Origin of the sequence: Paraburkholderia sacchari (assembly GCF_000785435.2) — a bacterium.
Classification (GTDB): domain Bacteria; phylum Pseudomonadota; class Gammaproteobacteria; order Burkholderiales; family Burkholderiaceae; genus Paraburkholderia; species Paraburkholderia sacchari.
Genome location: NZ_JTDB02000002.1, coordinates 920,426 through 938,654 on the forward strand (window position 1 = coordinate 920,426; position 18,229 = coordinate 938,654).

General features: G+C 55.2%; 13 protein-coding genes and 1 pseudogene. 13 read left to right on the forward strand and 1 reads right to left on the reverse strand.

Annotation, left to right across the window (positions count from 1 at the left end; genetic code table 11):
* The first annotated feature begins 14 nt into the window (after window positions 1-14).
* From NH14_RS10850 to NH14_RS10890, 9 genes are all read left to right on the forward strand, one after another.
* On the forward strand, window positions 15-797 hold the full coding sequence (locus NH14_RS10850; protein WP_035526549.1) for an ABC transporter permease: 783 nt from the start codon (window positions 15-17) through the stop codon (window positions 795-797).
* Window positions 798-809: 12 nt separating this feature from the next.
* The gene (locus NH14_RS10855; RefSeq protein ID WP_035526546.1) at window positions 810-1,565 is read left to right on the forward strand and encodes an ABC transporter ATP-binding protein; all 756 of its coding nucleotides are present in this window, start codon (window positions 810-812) and stop codon (window positions 1,563-1,565) included.
* Between the two features lie 45 nt (window positions 1,566-1,610).
* Window positions 1,611-3,503: a glycosyltransferase family 2 protein gene (locus tag NH14_RS10860; RefSeq protein WP_035526543.1), complete on the forward strand. Its 1,893-nt coding sequence runs from the start codon at window positions 1,611-1,613 to the stop codon at window positions 3,501-3,503.
* A gap of 66 nt (window positions 3,504-3,569) precedes the next feature.
* Window positions 3,570-8,372 (forward strand): glycosyltransferase, encoded by a 4,803-nt coding sequence (locus NH14_RS10865; protein WP_084225422.1) that lies wholly within the window; start codon window positions 3,570-3,572, stop codon window positions 8,370-8,372.
* Between the two features lie 16 nt (window positions 8,373-8,388).
* Window positions 8,389-9,414 (forward strand): GHMP family kinase ATP-binding protein, encoded by a 1,026-nt coding sequence (locus NH14_RS10870; RefSeq protein WP_035526540.1) that lies wholly within the window; start codon window positions 8,389-8,391, stop codon window positions 9,412-9,414.
* Complete coding sequence (locus NH14_RS10875) at window positions 9,402-9,998, forward strand: D-sedoheptulose 7-phosphate isomerase (protein WP_035526539.1); 597 nt, start codon at window positions 9,402-9,404, stop codon at window positions 9,996-9,998. Before NH14_RS10870 ends, NH14_RS10875 begins: the two co-directional genes overlap by 13 nt.
* 43 nt (window positions 9,999-10,041) lie before the next feature.
* Window positions 10,042-10,737, forward strand: a complete 696-nt coding sequence (locus NH14_RS10880) for a nucleotidyltransferase family protein (RefSeq protein WP_035526536.1) — start codon at window positions 10,042-10,044, stop codon at window positions 10,735-10,737.
* Entirely contained in the window at window positions 10,734-11,264 is a 531-nt protein-coding gene (locus NH14_RS10885) for a D-glycero-alpha-D-manno-heptose-1,7-bisphosphate 7-phosphatase (protein ID WP_035526532.1), read from the forward strand. Before NH14_RS10880 ends, NH14_RS10885 begins: the two co-directional genes overlap by 4 nt.
* 161 nt (window positions 11,265-11,425) lie before the next feature.
* Entirely contained in the window at window positions 11,426-12,181 is a 756-nt protein-coding gene (locus tag NH14_RS10890) for a glycosyltransferase family protein (protein WP_161790844.1), read from the forward strand.
* Between the two features lie 61 nt (window positions 12,182-12,242).
* Here the strand turns inward: NH14_RS10890 and NH14_RS10895 are convergent, their stop codons facing one another.
* Entirely contained in the window at window positions 12,243-13,367 is a 1,125-nt protein-coding gene (locus NH14_RS10895; protein WP_035526527.1) for an acyltransferase family protein, read from the reverse strand.
* A 1,036-nt stretch (window positions 13,368-14,403) separates the two neighbouring features.
* Between NH14_RS10895 and NH14_RS10900 the strand changes: the two genes are divergently transcribed.
* The 4 genes and pseudogenes from NH14_RS10900 to NH14_RS33460 form a co-directional block, all read left to right on the forward strand.
* A complete protein-coding gene (locus NH14_RS10900; RefSeq protein ID WP_035526524.1) occupies window positions 14,404-15,165 on the forward strand; it encodes an FkbM family methyltransferase in 762 nt (253 codons plus the stop codon).
* Between the two features lie 258 nt (window positions 15,166-15,423).
* Window positions 15,424-15,630: a hypothetical protein gene (locus tag NH14_RS10905; RefSeq protein WP_152617143.1), complete on the forward strand. Its 207-nt coding sequence runs from the start codon at window positions 15,424-15,426 to the stop codon at window positions 15,628-15,630.
* A gap of 210 nt (window positions 15,631-15,840) precedes the next feature.
* Window positions 15,841-17,682 (forward strand): HAD-IIIC family phosphatase, encoded by a 1,842-nt coding sequence (locus NH14_RS10910; RefSeq protein WP_052148050.1) that lies wholly within the window; start codon window positions 15,841-15,843, stop codon window positions 17,680-17,682.
* 201 nt (window positions 17,683-17,883) lie between these two features.
* Window positions 17,884-18,173: pseudogene (locus NH14_RS33460) on the forward strand (IS66 family transposase); the annotation flags it as partial.
* Between the last annotated feature and the right edge of the window lie 56 nt (window positions 18,174-18,229).

Genomic DNA, 18,229 nt, shown 5'->3' on the forward strand with positions numbered 1-18,229 from the left:
ATCAGACCGACCGCATGTTCTCTCTCGCATTGCTCGATCTAAAAAATAGTGTTGTCTCCTGGCGCCTATGGACGCTGCTCGGATGGCTCGAAGTGCGGCAGCGCTACGCGCGTTCGCGACTCGGACCGTTCTGGCTGACTATCAGTATGGGTGTCGTAATCGCGTCCATTGGTGTGGTGTACGGTACGCTCTTCGGCCAGAAGATGAGCGACTACCTTCCATACCTCGCATGCAGTCTCGTGATGTGGAATATGTTCTCGCAGACTGTGAACGAAGGGAGCATGGCTTATATCAACAGCAGCACGTATATTCGCCAAGCCGCAACACCGAAGATTATTTTCATGTTGCAGGTCGTCTGGCGCAATTTCATCGTGCTTGCGCACAACTTCATCATCGTCATCGTTCTCTTGGGGATTTTTGGTGTCAAGAGTTGGGAGACGCTACCGTTATTCATTCCCGGCCTGCTTGTTTTCATTCTGAACGCACTTTGGCTCGCTATGATTGCCGGGTTGCTTTCGGCGCGTTTTCGCGATCTTCCACAGATTATCGCGGCGCTTATTCAGGTGATATTTTATGTGACCCCTATCATGTTTCGCCCTGAAGCATTGACGCGTTTCTCCTTCATTGTCGACTTTAATCCGATCGGCTATCTACTGGGCGTCGTGCGCGATCCGCTAATCGGACAAGGGCCGTCCTTGTTGACGTGGGGAGTGGCGCTCGGGATGCTGGTGGTCGGTTGGCCGCTCGCGCTCGTGATGACCGGGCGCTATATCAAACGTATTCCGTACTGGGTCTGAAGGGAGCGTGACGTGGCGTTTATTGAACTTAAGGGCGTGACGCTTGATTTGCCTATTTACGACGTGCAAGGTCGCTCGCTGAAAAAGAAAGTCATGAGCATGGGCCGCCGCAACTCGATCGCGGAAGATAACGAGGGCGTAATTGTCGTACGCGCACTCGATCACATCGATATCCGTTTCGAAAGCGGCGATCGCATTGGGCTGATTGGTCACAACGGTGCCGGCAAGTCAACACTGTTGCGCACCTTGGCCGGCATCTATCCTCCGACAGCAGGCGTGATCGAGCGCGATGGCAAAGTGGTGCCCTTGCTCGATATCAGTCTTGGCATGGATGAAAATTCAACTGGCATGCAGAACATTCGCCTTCGCGGGTTGCTGCTTGGTATGAGCGACCGCGAGATTCGTGACAAGCAGGCCGAGATCGCAGAATTTTGCGAGCTAGGCGACTATCTCGATTTGCCGCTGCGTACGTACTCTAGCGGGATGCGCGTGCGCTTAGCCTTTGCGGTGTCTACGGCGGTTGATGCGGAGATTCTCCTGCTCGACGAAGTCATGGGTGTCGGCGACGCCGCGTTTCTCAACAAGGCCAAGCTGCGCATGCAAGATTTGCACAGTCGAGCCGAGATCGTCGTGCTGGCAATGCACCAGAATTCGGAGATTCGCCGCGTGTGCAACAAGGTCCTTTGGATGGAGCGCGGTAAAGTGCGCGCGTTTGGCCCCACGGAGGAAGTCGTCCGTGCTTATGAGGTGCAAATCGCGGGAGCGTAAGCTGACGTGACGGGATGGTTGAGGATGTCGAAGGAGGGAGTAAGGATGCCGTGGCGGCGGGCCTACAATTTTGGTGCGATGATCGCGCGCCGCGTGCGCATGACGGGCGGAATGAGGTCAGTCGTGCACCGAGCGTACGCCATTTACCGCGAGGACGGCATGAGCGGGCTAGGCAGACGTATGCGGCGTTTGGGCCGGAGCGCAGTCGATGCATGGGCGAGTCGTGAGGGCTATTTGCAATGGATAGCGCGTCACGACACGCTCGACGATGCGGCTCGCGCGGCAATGGTCAAGCGCATTGAAGGCGAACGAGGTTGGCCGACGTTGTCGATTGTGATGCCGACGTTCAATCCAAAGCCAGAATGGCTCGCTCAGGCCATAGATTCTGTGCGTGCGCAGCTTTACCCATACTGGGAGCTTTGCATCGCGGACGACGCCTCGACCGATCCTGCGATCCGCCCGCTTCTCGAGCAATACGCTGCTTATGACGCTCGTATCAAGGTTGTCTTTCGCGAGCAGAACGGCCATATCTGTGCTGCGTCGAATAGTGCACTCGCGCTAGTGAGCAGCGATTGGGTGGTGTTGCTCGATCATGACGATATGCTGCCCGAACACGCGCTGTATTGTGTCGCCGACGCGATTCTCGCCTGTCCTTCGGCTCGCCTTATCTACTCCGATGAAGACAAGATTGATGAGACTGGGCGCAGGCACGATCCGTATTTCAAGTGTGACTGGAACATCGATTTGTTCTATTCCCACAATATGTTTAGTCACCTGGGCGTTTATCACAAGTCGCTCGTGGACGAGGTCGGCGGTTTTCGGGAGGGGCTAGAAGGGTCGCAGGATCATGACCTCGCGTTGCGCTGTCTCGAAGTATCCGGTGATGGCGCGGTTCATCATATTCCGCGCGTGCTGTACCACTGGCGTGTACATTCTGGCAGCACTGCGCAGAGTGTTGCTGCGAAACCGTATGTCGCGCTGGCCGGCGAGCGTGCGCTCAATGAGCATTTTGCGCGTACGGGCGTCGCCGCAAGTGCTGAATGGATAGGCCACGGTTATCGCGTGAGTTATGCGTTGCCGAAGACACTGCCGTTGGTTAGTCTGATCGTGCCGACGCGTAATGGCTTGAAACTCTTGCGCCAATGCATCGGGAGCATCCACGCGAGGACAGACTATCCGAACTATGAAATATTGATCGTCGATAACGGCTCGAACGATCCCGAGACACTGCGTTATTTCGATGCGTTTGCGGCCGATTCGCGAGTCAGGGTGATTCGGGACGATCGGCCTTTCAACTATTCTGCATTGAACAACGCAGCGGTGCGTGAGGCACGCGGTGAACTTGTTGGACTTGTGAACAATGACATCGAGGTGATTGCGCGCGAGTGGCTTGGCGAAATGGTGAGTCTTGCGCTGCAGCCCGGCGTTGGTGCCGTAGGCGCAAAGCTATTGTTCCCGGACGACACGATCCAGCATGCAGGAGTAGTAACTGGCGTCGGCGGTGTGGCGGGTCACGTTTACAAACATGCTGCCCGCAACGCCAATGGTTATTTTGGCCGTGCACGACTAATCAGTTCGTATTCCGCTGTTACCGCAGCGTGTCTGCTCATTCGCAAATCTGTCTATCTCGAGGTGGGCGGCCTGAATGAGCAGGACCTGACCGTTGCGTTCAACGATGTTGATTTTTGCTTGCGTGTTCGCGATGCTGGCTACCGCAATGTCTGGACTCCCTACGCCGAGCTTTACCATCACGAATCGGCTACTCGTGGCTACGAAGATAATCCCGAGAAGCGCGCCCGATTTGCGAAGGAAATTGCATATATGGAGCGACGATGGGGAAGTGCACTGCGGAACGACCCGGCCTACAACCCGAATTTGACGCTGGAGCGGGACGATTTCGGGCTGTCAACAATGCCACGTGTACCGCCTCTGGTATAAGCGGGTGCGCTAAGTTGCAAACCTACAATTTTCAATATCTTCGATTAGCTAAAGATTCCAGAGAACATGGATAAAATCGTGTACTGGCTGCAAGGAGAGTCGATGCAGAATTTCGGCGATTACTTATCCGAGTATCTGGTCGACCGGCTGTTTTTGCGTACGGCTCGCCATTCCAGCCACGTCCGGGTAATCGGAAGCGCGCTCGACGATTACTTCATTCCGGACCCGGCAGTCATCAAGCAGGAAAACGATGGCCGCGCAGATCTGCAAGATACGGGCGAGCGTGTTTCGACGCTAGTCGCGTGGGGCCTTGGCGTTCGGGAGCCCGGTGGCCTCAGTCGGGAAAAGCGTGCACAAGTGGACATTCTTGCCGTGCGTGGTCCTGTTAGCGCGAGCGAGTTGCGTCTTGGGGCGGACGTCGCTATGGGCGATCCAGGACTTTTGCTACCGGCGATCTACAGCGCGTCCAAGCGTCCCAAGTTTTCCGGCAAGGCACTCTGCATTCCGCATTTCCACGATCAGCGCACGGATGTGGAGATTTTGAAATCGAGCGGCTGCGATCTTGTTTTGCGGCCGGCGATTGTTGCGGAATTCGCAGCAGTCGAACAATTTATCGACGCAATCGTTTCTGCGCGTTTCGTGCTTTGTGCATCATTGCACGCGGCAATCGTCGCATTGGCCTATCGTGTCCCATTTGCATTCTGGCAAACCGACACTATTGATCTGCCGACGAAATGGAGAGATTTCGCGGAGGCGGTCGGGCTCACAGCTGAATTCGCCCGCGATTTCGAAGGCGGCGAGCGGTTATATAAGGAGTGCATCGAGGGCAGGATCAAATTGCCGTCACTCTGGGAGCTGCTGGCGACCGCGCCCTATCCGCTGCGTCCTGATGCGATCCTGAAAGTCCTGCAATTTGAACTTAATGACGCGCTTGACTGCACGTTGAAGGACGAAATTGCGAGCCGTATCCAGCTTTTGGACTCTCGGGCATATCACTTCGCTGCGATTGCTGAAGAAAGTCGGCGTATCGTCGCGTTGCTCAACGAGCGCATCGGCGGACTCGAACAGCAGGCCGGTGACGATCAACGTTCGCTTGGTGATCTCCGCAATGCAGTCGAAGAGTTGCGGCGCATCGTTGATGTGCGCGATGGCGAAATATTGGGACTGAACGCCGATATTCACGTGCGCGATGAGGAACTAAAACGACGCGACGCAGATTTGAAAGATCGCGAAGTAGAGCTTGCGCGACGCGACGCTATGCTCAAGGACCTGACCGCTCTGCGAGTGAAGGATGGGGACAAACTCGCCAAAGTAGTCGATCAGCACAAGCGTGATCGCGAGAACATGGAAAATGTGATCGCGCAAAGCCAACGTGAGAATGATGAACTATCCGGGCAACTCTCTGCCACGCGAAGCGAACTCGCGATTATCAAAGCGAGCACGACCTGGCGCGCAATGGGCGTTGCGCGCCGCGTCGGCTCCCATATGCCATCGTGGGCGCGAACTCAGTTGCGCCGCAGCGCGAAAGCGCTTTGGTGGACCTTGACGCCGCATCGTACGGCAGAGCGCGTGCGCTTTCTGCGTGCACGCGCTGCAGCGGCCGCGGCTGGCCACGCGTTGCCGCATTTGACGACGGCGCTCATGGCAAATGCTGAGCGAGTGCCAGAGAATCCGAAGCGTCTTCTGGTTGCTGATTACCGTATTCCGATGGCGGAAGTGTCGGCGGGGGAGCGCGCGACCGTAGGGATTCTGCGCGACCTCGCCGAAATGGGCTACGAAGTCGTGTTCTTGCCAAATGGCATGGAGGCGTCGCGGAAACACGAACGGGAACTCAAGGCGTACGGCGTCGAAGTTGTGACACGCGAAAGTGGATACGATTCATCGGTCGCATTTCTGCGGGCGCGCGGTCATGAGTTTGGCGCGTTTTATCTGATCCGTGTCGATGTCGCGGAAACAATGCTCGGTGTGATCCGTGAAGTCGCACCGTATGCGCGCGTCATTTTCCATGCGCCAGACCTGCACTTCCTACGTGAAATGCGTCAGGCCGAAATTGACAAGACCATCGAGTCGCGAGCAAAAGCCGAAGACACGCGCAGGCGCGAATTCGCCATCATGCGTCGTGTCGATCACGTCGTCGTTGTCAGTCCAGCGGAAGTACCATATTTGAAGGCAGAATTGCCGGAATTGCCAGTGAGCGTGTTCCCGGCTCTGTACGTACCGGTGGAAGCCGCACCGGCACCTTTTGCCACGCGCAAGCATCTTTTTTTCCTCGGCGGCTTTGCCCATACACCGAACGTAAATGCTGTCGAATGGTTCTCGAAAGAGGTGTGGCCGCTTATCCGGGATCGTTTGCCGGGTGTCGAATTTCATATTGTTGGCGCAGAAGCGCCGCCAGCAGTGACTGAGCTTGCCAACATACCCGGTATCAAGGTCGTTGGTTTCGTGCCGGACCTGACTCCGATTCTTACGACTATGCGCGTCGGCGTTGCCCCACTGCTGTATGGGGCTGGGATCAAGGGCAAGGTTGGCATGACCATGGGCGCAGGTATTCCTTGCGTTTGCACGGATATTGCCGCTGAAGGAATGCACGTGCAGGACGGCGTGCACGCGTTGATCGCCGATGATCCGCGGCATTTTGCCGACGCCGTGGTAAAGCTGTACGGCGACGAGGTGCTGTGGAACCGTCTCTCGCGCAACGGTCGCGTGTTGATAGCGCAGAGCTTCGGGGATGCGGCGAACCGCGCATCTCTGATGCGCGTGCTCGACGCAGCCCACGCATTGCCGCTCGATCTCGTCACGGACTACTGCCGCAGCCTTGCGCCGCGTGCGGTCCCGGTGCCGGACGACGAGGCAAACGTGGATGTGTCGATCATCGTGCCTGTCTACAACCAGTGGCGCATGACCTATGCCTGTCTGAACTCCATTCTGGAAACGACACTGGGCAACGGCGTCTGTTACGAGCTAATTCTTGCTGATGACGGCTCGACGGACGAGACCGTCAATGCAGAGATGTTGTATCCAGGGTTGAAGGTAGTGAAGACGGAACGTAACGTAGGTTTCCTGCGCAACTGCAATAACGCAACTCGCCATGCGCGCGGGCGTCATATCCTGCTGCTCAACAATGACACGATTGTCCTGCCGGGCTGGCTGGAGAATCTATACCGTACGCTGGAGGATGATCCTGGAATCGCAATTGCGGGTTCTAAGATGCTCTATCCCGACGGGCTCATTCAAGAAGCGGGGGCGGTGCTTTTCAGCGATGGGACGGCGAACAATACCGGCCGCGGTTGCGCTCGCCATACGCCGGTGTTCAATATTGAGCGTGAAGTCGACTATATTTCGGGTTGCTCTATCCTTGTCCGGAAATCTTTCTGGGACGCGGTTGGTGGGTTTGATGAACGCTATAAGAACGCGTATTGCGAAGACTCCGATCTTGCAATGTCAGCGCGCTCAAGCGGTATGAGGGTGGTTTATCAACCGGCTTCGGAGGTTATTCATTTCGAGCATGCGAGTTACGCGGATCAGGCGCCGTCTCATAACACGGCTTTGCAAGATCACAATATCCGACTGTTGCGCGAGAAGTGGAAGGACGTTTTTGCGCGCGACCATTACCCGCCGGTGCCATGGCAACTCGCAGCGAGCCGCGCAGAGCGCACGATTCCTCCGCGTGCGATGAAGCGTCGCAAATCCGGCAAGCTGAACGTGCTCTACTTCAGCCCGTTCCCCTCGCATCCGGCAAACCATGGCAATCGTGCGACGATTAACCAGTTTGCATCCTGGATTCGCAACGCTGGCCATAAAGTGCATTTCGCGCTGCTGCAAAGCCATGAATACGAGCAATCCGATCTCGACGACATGCGTGCCGCTTGGGACTCACTTGATGTGCTGCCTTTTTCGAATCCCATGATGGCAAATGGGCACGACATCCCGTTCGATGGTTGGTATGAGGAGGGCCTTGGAGAGCGCATTCGTTGCTTGTGCGATCGCTACGAGATTGATATTGTTTTTTGCTCGTATATTTTCCAGTCGAAGCTGCTTGAGTTCGTGCCCTCGCACATGCTCAAAGTGATCGATACCCATGACAAGATGGGCAATCGATACGACATGCTGCGCAAGAACGGGCAGCCGCTTGAGTTTTTCTCCTGCACGCCAGCGGAGGAGGGGCGCTATCTGCAACGTGCGGACATCGTTATTGGACGTCGTGAGGAAGAGGCGCGTTATTTCGACGAGGTCGCCGGTCGGGCGATTTCCGTGGTGATTCCGCATATCGAGGCGCCGCGCTTTCTCGACAAGCGTTTCAATCGTATGGAAAAGGTTGGTGTGGTGGCGAGCGCAAACCGCATCAATCTTGCATTGGTGCGCGAGTATCTGGAGACCATTGATCGGCAATTGCGCGGTCGGCCATGTCCGTTCGTGGTCGAGGTGGCCGGGCAAGTAGCCGAAATGGTGCGTGGGCTTTCGCCGGGCGAGGCTGCCGTGTTCAGGCGTCCGTGGGTGTCCATGCGGGGGTTTGTCGAAGATATCGGCGAATTCTATTCCGAACTGGACCTCGTCGTATCGCCCGTCACCATGGGCACCGGTATCAATGTCAAAACTGTACAGGCTATGGCGTTTGGCATGCCTCTCTTGACCACAGAATGTGGTTCAAAGGGCATTGAAACCGGCGATCCGATGCATATACATGCTGACCTCAAGTCGCTCGTTCAGGATTTGTTTGCATTGCATCGGAACCCGGATGCACTTCAGCGGCTCGCCGAATTGAGTCGAAAGCGTTACTTGCAGTTCTATTCGGAAGGCCTTAAGGGGTTTGACCGGATTTTTGAATACCCTGGACTCATTCAAGCAACGCCGTTTTCGTTGGCACAATAAAGTAAAGGATAGACGTATGTTGATTCGCGCTCGCGCGCCCTTGCGTTTAGGGCTGGCAGGTGGAGGGACCGATGTTTCGCCGTATTGCGATATGCATGGTGGATACGTATTGAACGCCACCATCGACAGATATGCCTATGCGGTAATCAAGCCGCTTGAGGGGAAAGTCATCCACTTCTATGCGGCAGACCAAAATCGCCGCGAGGAATTGCCGCTGCAAGCCGAACTTGCATTGGGAGGCGAACTAGATCTGCATCGGGCGGTCTACACGACGATGATCCGCGAGTACAACGGCGGTCGGCCGATTGCGATGGAATTGACGACATTCTGCGACGCTCCTGCAGGGTCGGGCCTTGGCTCTTCGTCGACGCTGGTGGTGGCGATGGTGCGAGCATTCGTTGAGTTGCTCAATCTGCCACTCGATGACTATACGATTGCGCACTTGGCATTCCGTATCGAACGGGTAGATTGTGGCCTTAAAGGTGGCCGTCAGGATCAGTACTCGGCAACGTTCGGTGGCTTCAATTTTATGGAGTTCTACGCAGACGAGCGCGCGGTCGTGAACCCGCTGCGGATCAAGAATTACATCGTCAGTGAGCTCGAAGCCTCGCTCGTGCTCTTTTATACGGGCGTCTCACGCGAGTCGGCCCGTATCATTGCCGACCAGAGCAATAATGTGCGCTCGGGTGCGCAGCAGGCGATCGACGCAATGCACGGTCTGAAGCGCGAAGCCGTTACCATGAAAGAGTGCCTGCTGCGTGCGGACTTTGACGGCATAGTCGAGTCGATGCAACAAGGCTGGGAAAACAAGAAGCGCTCAGCAAGCACGGTATCGAACGCCCACATCGAAGAGATCTACAATTCTGCAGTCGAATCGGGAGCGTCTGCCGGGAAGGTGTCGGGGGCGGGCGGCGGCGGCTTCATGATGTTCTTCGTACCGCCGCAGCGGCGCATGGACGTTATTCGTACACTGGGCCGCTTCAATGGCCAGGTCAGCAATTGCCACTTCACCAAAAATGGAACGCAAGCATGGAAAATTTGACCCAATCGTATATTCTTTCGCAAATTAGCGAAGCGCAGCGCGTGATGTCCGGCATGCTGGCGGACGAGTCGTTGCAAACGACGCTTGCTGCTGCAGCCGCAGCATGTATCGAATGCATGAAGAGGGGGGGCAAGATTCTGCTTGCCGGTAACGGCGGCAGTGCTGCCGACGCACAACATATCGCCGGTGAATTCGTCAGCCGCTTCGCCTTTGACCGGCCCGGCCTGCCGGCTATCGCTCTGACGACCGACACATCCATTCTCACGGCGATCGGCAACGACTACGGCTACGAGAAGTTGTTCGAGCGTCAGGTTCAGGCGCATGGCCGCGAAGGCGATATTTTCATTGGCTATAGCACCTCGGGCAAATCGCCGAACGTCTTGCGTGCATTGGAAGAGGCGCGTCGTCTTGGCATCAAGAGTATTGGCATGACGGGTAACCGCGGTGGCCCGATGAAGGAGCTGTGCGACTTCGTTCTCGAAGTGCCGGCGGCTGATACACCGAAGATTCAGGAGGGCCATCTGGTACTCGGCCATATCCTTTGCGGGCTCGTTGAGAACGCATTGTTCACGAAACCTGTTTGAAGAAAAATGTCGGCTCGCGAACAGGGCCGACTCGCCAAATCTCATGGAAGCTATCGTTCTTGCGGGTGGATTTGGGACGCGACTGCGGGAAGTCGTTCCTGATCTGCCTAAGCCCATGGCGCCGGTGGCCGGTCGCCCATTTCTTGAAATCGTGTTGCGTAGCCTCGCGACGCGTGGTTTTACGCGTGTGGTCCTTGCGCTCGGCTACAAGGCGGATGTGATTGCCACGCACTTCGGTGATACTTTTGAGGGTATGGCGATCGTGCACGTGGTTGAAAGCGAGCCGCTTGGCACCGGTGGTGCGATCCGCCAAGCATTGGCTCGATGCGAGGCCGACCACGTATTCATCTTCAACGGTGACACCTATCTTGCACTCGAAGCCGCTGAGATCGAGGCGTGCTGGCAGACTTGGCACGAGCCGATCGTCGTCGCGCGCGCCGTGCCCGACACGGCGCGTTATGGTCGCGTGGAAATGGAAGCCGGTCGCTTCACACAATTTTCTGAGAAGGGCACAGCGGGGCCCGGTCTCATCAACGCGGGCTGCTATGTGTTTCCGCGCGATTTGCTCGATGCATTTTCTGTTGGCGTGCCGTTTTCGCTGGAGACGGACTTCCTCGCGTCAGCGGTGAAGCAACAGGCCTTCAGGTTGTTCGTCACCGAAGGAATGTTTATCGACATCGGTGTACCGGCCGACTACCTGCGCGCACAGACAGATCTCGCGGATGTGGAGCGACGATGAGCCGGCGGGCCCTGTTCCTTGACCGCGATGGTGTGATCAACATTGATCACGGCTATGTCGTGCGACGCGATGCATTCGATTTTGTCGACGGTATTTTTGAACTTGTCGCGCAGGCCAGGGCGCGCGGATACTTAGTAATCGTTGTGACCAACCAGGCAGGTATCGGTCGCGGCTACTATACCGAGGCGGATTTTCACGCGCTCATGGAGTGGGTTGGCGAGCAGTTCGACGCGCGTGGCGGACATATCGACAAAGTGTACTTCTGTCCCGATCATCCGGAGCACGGGGTGGGGGAGTACCGGCGCGTTAGCGAGTTTCGCAAGCCAGCGCCCGGCATGTTGCTCGCCGCACGTGACGACTTCGACATCGACATGAAGGCTTCGCTGTTCGTCGGCGACAACCTTACGGATATGCAGGCTGGTGCGGCTGCGGGTGTCGGCACCAACCTGCTCTTAACGCCAGAAGGCAGCTGCGACTTCGCGGAGACGATCCCGTCACTGCAGGCCGCTCTCAGTTTTCTGCGTTGATGACATGTCCGCAGCTTCTGCCGAACCGATTTGAATCCGCTTGTTGGCTGGCCCGATAGTCCGTCCATCGGATGGTAAATAGGTGGTACGAAACCGGAAAGCCATGCTGTATCACGCGGCCAATCAGCACACTTTTGTACAGCAAATTACTGTCAAGCCAAATGTTCTTTTCTAAACGTCTTTTGTCCCAGCGAAAGGGCGGGCTCACGATCGTCAGCGGCTGCGATCGGCTTCGACTCAAATCCTTCATTAATCACAAAGTATTTGCTGATATCAATTGCGCCAATTATGCGTGGTCATTCATGTTGCGCAGGGATGGCGTCAATCCGTATTTTGGAAAAATCGATACTGTGCGCGCGGCCTTGGGGGGCGACGAGTGGGTTTTTTGGCTTGACGATGATGCGTATTTCACGGATTTTTCATGGCGTCTCTTGCCATATATCAGCCGCTACAAGAAGCATGATTTGATCATATGCAAAAGCCCCATCAATGCTGGTGCGTGGACTTTCGTCTCATCTGGCCAATTTTTTCTGAAATCTACTCGACGTTCACTAGAATTCCTTGATGCTGTGCGCAATGTAAACCTCGAACATGTCAAGGCATGGTGGAATCAGGAAAAATATGGAATGTACACAAATGGAGACCAGGACGCGATCGTGTATGTCTTGACCACCGATAGGAGGTTTGAAGAAGGCGATTTCTTCATTCGCCTCGATCATTCGGAATTCAATTCAAGAGAGTTTCACTATAAAAATTCTCCTCACGATTATCGCCTGTTGCACCTCGCTTCCGCCACGAAAACCAAAACTGAGTTACTCAGCGAATTTATGGCGAGATTCAATATGAACGAATTTCTTGTGCCGGAAGAATTGCTGGTAGGGATCGACACACGAGACTATCAGAGAGTCGTGCTCTGATGGCTGCGGCTTGCTTACCAGTGGACCTTGCCCGTTGCTAGCCTGCTTCATCTGTTCGGAACTATCTGTGGACATTAGGTCCGATCTGACGCGCTTGTTCGTGCGTTGCGGTGGAGAGGCGCCTGCCAATGCGCTGAAACGGGACTTCAATCAGTCGATGGAGCAGTTCCGAAGCGAGAATCGACGTCCCAAGTGTGAGTAGGGGAAGGATGATTATACGCGACGTCACTGAGAGCACGAAGTGGTTCGTGATCCAAAGACAAGCAAATAGCAGTTGCATGTGAATCAAGTAGAGCGGATAGCTAACGCTGCCGAGGTACGAAGCAAGGCGTGAGGAGAGGGCTGAACGAATCGCGGCGAATCCAAGCTCGTTGGATGACGCGGTGGCCGCGAACAACGACACCAGCCAGATGATGCTGGCTGCAGCGAAGTCGCGCGCCAATAGCCCGCTCAGTAACGCTGACGCAGCAAAAATGGCGAACCGGCTGCGCCGATTGGTTTGAATTAATCCACGCTTGAAAGCAAAGGAACTCAAGAAACCGATTGAAAAGAGCGGTAGACCATTTGAGAGAAACGCCGAGTCCATTTCAGGTGCGACTACCCAACAAACGGCCACCATCAATGCGGCTACGAGTGCCGTCCAACGCTGCGTCAGTCTACTGACTAGAAAAAACAGTAGTGGCGCCACGAGGTAGAATTGCCATTCGAGTGTCAGGCTCCACGCCTGGCCGACGATTGTGACTGCGGCGTAGGGAAATATTAGATGCGGAAATATTCCCTGCAGTAACAGGAGGTGCGCCAGGAAATGTTTAACGAGATCATCGCGTGCAATATCGATTACCTGAATGCGTGCTGCGGTGGCAACGCCCACGGGGGCCGCACGTAGCACCTGCTCCGCAAAATTCAGGGTAAATGTGGAAAGTACGAGAACAATGAGATAGACGGGGAAAATGCGAAAAGCTCGACCGGTAAGGTAACGACCGTACGACTCGTAGCCGCGGTCGAGCATCCCAAATATGACAAAGCCGCTCAGAATGATAAACACCTGAACGGGGATATCGTTATATAACGAATTCGGGATAGCTCCAAATAGTGCGGGGAGTGCGCCGAGCGTGTGACCAATTATTACCCACGCGGCCATGATTCCACGAAGCCCGTCCAACTCTCGAATGTGATGTGTGCGCATTTCTCTTCCCGTCAATCGATTGCGGTGCAAATTTTCTCATACGCGGGCGAGCATCGCGCACGATGCGTTTGCCGCAGCCAAGCGAGGGGCATTTTCAAGCGCGGATCTTCAGGTACCCATGCTACCCAAGACGCCGCTTGAAATCGTGCCCATGCGACACGGAATTGAACTTGCGCCAGCTTTCGCTGGCAATCTTTGCCTTCAAAGCTACTCGGTTGCCATGGCCGGGTCGAAGGGCAAGACGCGCCGTCCGTACCTGTGGGCGTAGCGCCGAATTTCCCGGCAATCTGCTCGTATCCCGGGAATGGTGGCACCCCGCGTTCGATGACGTTTCAGACGGGGACGTCCTATCGCTGGAACATTACGGGGGGGCGAACTCGACCGCCGAATCGGGCAGCAATGCGGGTAGCGATTTCAATCTGAACCACGATAACGATTCGGGCGCGCTCGTCGATTGGCCGTCCAGATTTCCTGGGCTACGCGCATCGTCGCGGTGCCGGACGGCTTAAACGTCGCGGCTAGCACGAGTTCAATCAGTACTGCAACAGGCGCCATCGTCACGCTTGGCGGCTGGGCGTTGGGAATAACATCTGGGCAAACGGATCGCTGATTGGTCCGCCGGCATCCATTGGTGGCAAACGGTAACGGTGCACTGTTCTACCAGAACATATCGGGGCAGGGATTCCAGCCGGTAGCGGCACAATCATCACCGGCTGGGCGAAAGTCTATGACCGGTTGAGCGCGAATTTCAATGGGAGCGCCGGCGATTATACCGTGCCAGCCACTGGATACTACGCAATCTCCGGTGGCGTCCAGTTTGTGACGTCGACCGTCGCGTCATCTAGCATCGTCCATGCTGGGGAGTTGCATCGTCAATCTGACCGTTGGACAAACGCTGTCGCTCAAAGCGTATCAAACGATTGGCTCCTCACTTGCGCTTGCAACCTCTCCTGCTGTTGTCAAATGGATATCGATATATCGACTGCCATAATGCCGTGATATGCTGGCCTCGTTTCGAAAGGAAGGCGACCATACAATGTTAAATGAATGGCAGGCGGCGCAACTTTTTGATTTACAAGAAAAAAACGGCGTTTTTGAGACTTTGATCGAGCAATGCTATTCGTCAGTTCTAGGCCAAGGAGACCGGGCCATTGACGGCGGCGCTCATATCGGAATGCACACACTTCCCATGGCCAGGAGAGTCGGAACGGGCGGGAGGGTATTTTCGTTCGAGCCAATTGGGAGCTTGGCCGACTGCATTGAGAAGGCAGCGGAAGATATGCCCCAAGTCCGAGTATTCAGGCAGGCCCTTTCCGATCGTGATGGTGATACGTCATTTCACGTTATGACGGACGAGCCATGGCTTTCTGGCATTGCGCGCCGATTCAAGGGTACGGACAAGCCTGTGGAGATCGTCACCGTACCGCGCTTCAGATTGGATTTGCTGCTCGAAGAGCCAATTCGCTTCATCAAGCTTGACTTAGAAAGCGGTGAATACCACGCGCTTCGCGGCGGGATGCAGTTACTCATCAAACATAGGCCAATAATTGCCTTGGAGTGCGGTAGGGCGGATTCGGCCATTGCTGCGGGCTATACCGAAGATGAATATTTTGGCCTATTCGAGCAGGTTGGGTACCGTCTTCACGATCTTTTTGGCCGCCCGTTTTTGCGATCTGATTTTTATCGTCCTTACACCGATCGTATGATTCCGCATTATTTGGTCGCAACCGCGGCAAACCATGATAATGTAATAGAGCATTTGCTCGCTAATGCTCAAGCTGCCCTGAACGACGGCTAGCCATGTATAGAGTTAGCGACAAAAAAATAAGCCGCCTTTGCGTATGAGGTGGCTTTTTTGTTTCTGTCTCAAATTCGTCCGATTGATGAGTTTTTGACAATAGGCGCGATGACTGCGTGACCCTGGTTCGTCCTGATGGTGCCGAGTTGAGCGCGAGAGGGCAAGCAGTCAGGCAATTACCTCATTGAGTTACTGCCCTAAGCGGGCGATGTAAGCCACAGCTACCGCTAGTGGTGGCTTTTTCACTTCCGAGAATGCATGGAAGCGGACGAAATGATGGATTTGCGTGAACCCGAATTCCGGCGAGCAGTAGTCAGTCGTTCCGACAAGCAAGACGAGGCGATCGCCCAAAACACGAAGGTCGCCGAAGGCGCAGCTTTCATTCGTTCCGGCATGGACCGAGGGCGTCACGGCCACGTGCGGTTTTTCTGTCGCCTCGCTGTTGCGTGGCGATTTCTGATCTAGGGCGCAATCATGCCCGTGCGACACAGGGGTTCAATTTGCGCTAGCCTTTGCTGGCAATCCTTACCACTCAAATCCACGCCGTTGCCGTCATGACCGGGCAGAAACCGTCCGATGGGAGGTGTATTCGGGGGTATATGCGCCATACGCGCAGCTTTGGGCAGTCGTTCGGACTTCTGCGATAATGCCGCTACTGCTATTGGAGACCAACGCATGCTGCGCAACCTCTTTTCGAAGCGCAAAGACAATATTGGCGTACAGGATTCGTCGCGAGATTTGTCCTTGGCCGAATCATTTGACGTTATAGGGGCACTCGAGTCCGACCCCGTGAAGGAAAGCAAGGAGGCGCAAGGTCAGGTTCACTTGCTTCCAGACGAACTTTATAGGGGACCAGCGTCGAAATTGAGTGTAGCCGTTCTCGGGACTTGTTTGGCAGAAGGGTTCGTCAACGCTGCAGTCAAGGGGGGCCACAAGGCAGACCACTATCTCATGCAGTCGCGCGCTGAAGATTCTGTTCCGCAGGCAGACTGGAGCCAATACGATGCTGTAGTCGTTCATCTGACGTTGCGGCAATTAAGCTGGTCAGTAAGCGGACGTCCTGACCTTTTCCATACCAGCCACATGACCGATGGGGAATATGCGAGCGCGCTGGCTGTAATAAAAGCTCAGATCCAGCGCATGATCGGTAACATCAACGCTGCTGTCGGTTCTGCCGCACCTGTTTTCTACTTTTCGTTTATCGAGCCGCCAGCGGCATATCAGGGTGTGTTGCTCAACAATCGGCGCAAATCGCTGCACCATTTCGTGCGTACATTGAACGACGATCTGGCAACAATGCTCGAAGAGCTACCGAACGCGCACTACATCGAAGTCAATGATCTTGTCCGTTACCACGGTGACTCGGTTGTGTCGGATGCGTATCAAGTCCACTTTACGCATGCTGGTGTCCCTGATTCGCGTGAGGCCGATCAGATTTATTACTCAATCATGAAACGCGTCGTGCATGCGATGTCAATCTTGCGTGCTGAAGCTCCGATCAAGCTGATTGTGACCGATCTTGACAACACGCTTTGGACTGGCATCCTTGCGGAAATGGACGAGATCGTCCCCCATGAGCACTACGAGGGCTGGCCGCTAGGCTATGCCGAGGCGCTCTTGGAATTCAAGCGCCGCGGCGGCCTTTTGGCGATATCCAGTAAGAACGATCATGAACCGACAATCGATCGATTCGGGAAAGTCTGGGGTACGCGCCTGAAAATCGAGGACTTCTGTTCGGTCAAGATAAATTGGGAGCCCAAGTCGAAAGCGATTCAGGAAATCATGCAGGAAACAAATCTGCTTCCTGGCAACATCCTGTTTATCGACGACAACCCGCGAGAGATTGAGGAAGTTACGCGCGCTTTGCCAGGTGTCCGTGCGCTTACTGGCGAGCCCCGTATGTGGCGCAATGTCATTTTATATTCGCCGCATACCCAGGTGGCGCGGATCTCGGCCGAATCGGCCACCCGGACCGAGATGATTCAAGCGAAGCAGCAACGTGATGAACTGGCTGAGCAGATGGACCGTGACAGCTACTTGCGGTCGCTGGAACTGACCGTTCGCTTTGATGAGATTGGAAGCATCGATCACGCTAAATTCGCGCGAGCCTCGGAACTCATTAACAAGACCAATCAGTTCAACACGACAGGGAGGCGATGGAGCCAGGCGGACTTCGAGACACACTTGTCGCAAGGTGGGGAGTTGATCGCTGCATCCGTGGCAGACAAGTTCTCGGACAACGGTCTTGTCGCTGTCGCAGCTGTCAAGGGGCGCGAGTTGATCCAGATGGTCATGTCATGTCGCGTGTTCGGACTAGGTGTGGAAAATGCACTTGTGCATAAGGTGCAATTGATGACTTCCGGCGAACCGTTGTCGGTACTATTCGTCAGCACCGGGAAAAATAAGGCGTGTGAAGCTTTTTTGTCGCATGCTTCGTTCGAAACAGATGGCGATTCCGTTATGCTCAAACGTTTCATCGAGCATCCAGCCTGGATCAGAGAGGGTCTCCCCAAGTGATGCTCCAAGTGTGCTTCCTGTGCTACAGGAACTGGAGGATTTTTTTCACATATTTCTCGAAAATATCTCGCTATCCAATATGATGAGTTCTCTCGCACTGCTTTAATGAGGCATACGGCGAGTGCGAACGACAATGCATACCCGGAACTGCGAGAATTTGCTCGTGGGCCAGACTTGTCAGTGCACTGCATCTTCGACAACGCGCTGCCCGACTTGCAGGGCCAGTGGCCGTTGCTCATTCGCTACGTCGATAATGGCGGGCCGATATCGACCAATGCGTGCGAGAACGCGATCAGGTAGTTCACGGTCGGGCGCAAAAAGCTGGCTCTTCTATGACACAGTCGCAGGCGCGAATGACGTAGCCAACCGGTATTCGCTGATCAAAATGTGTAAAGCAAATAACGTCCGAACCGTACGGCTATCTCGTCGCGTTGTTCAAGGCACTCTCGCTCGCACACAGTGCCGACGACTATGAGATCGGGTTGCCGTAGTGGGTCGCCATCTCGACACACTGACGCACACCGGTCACCTCTTGGAAGCCACGTTG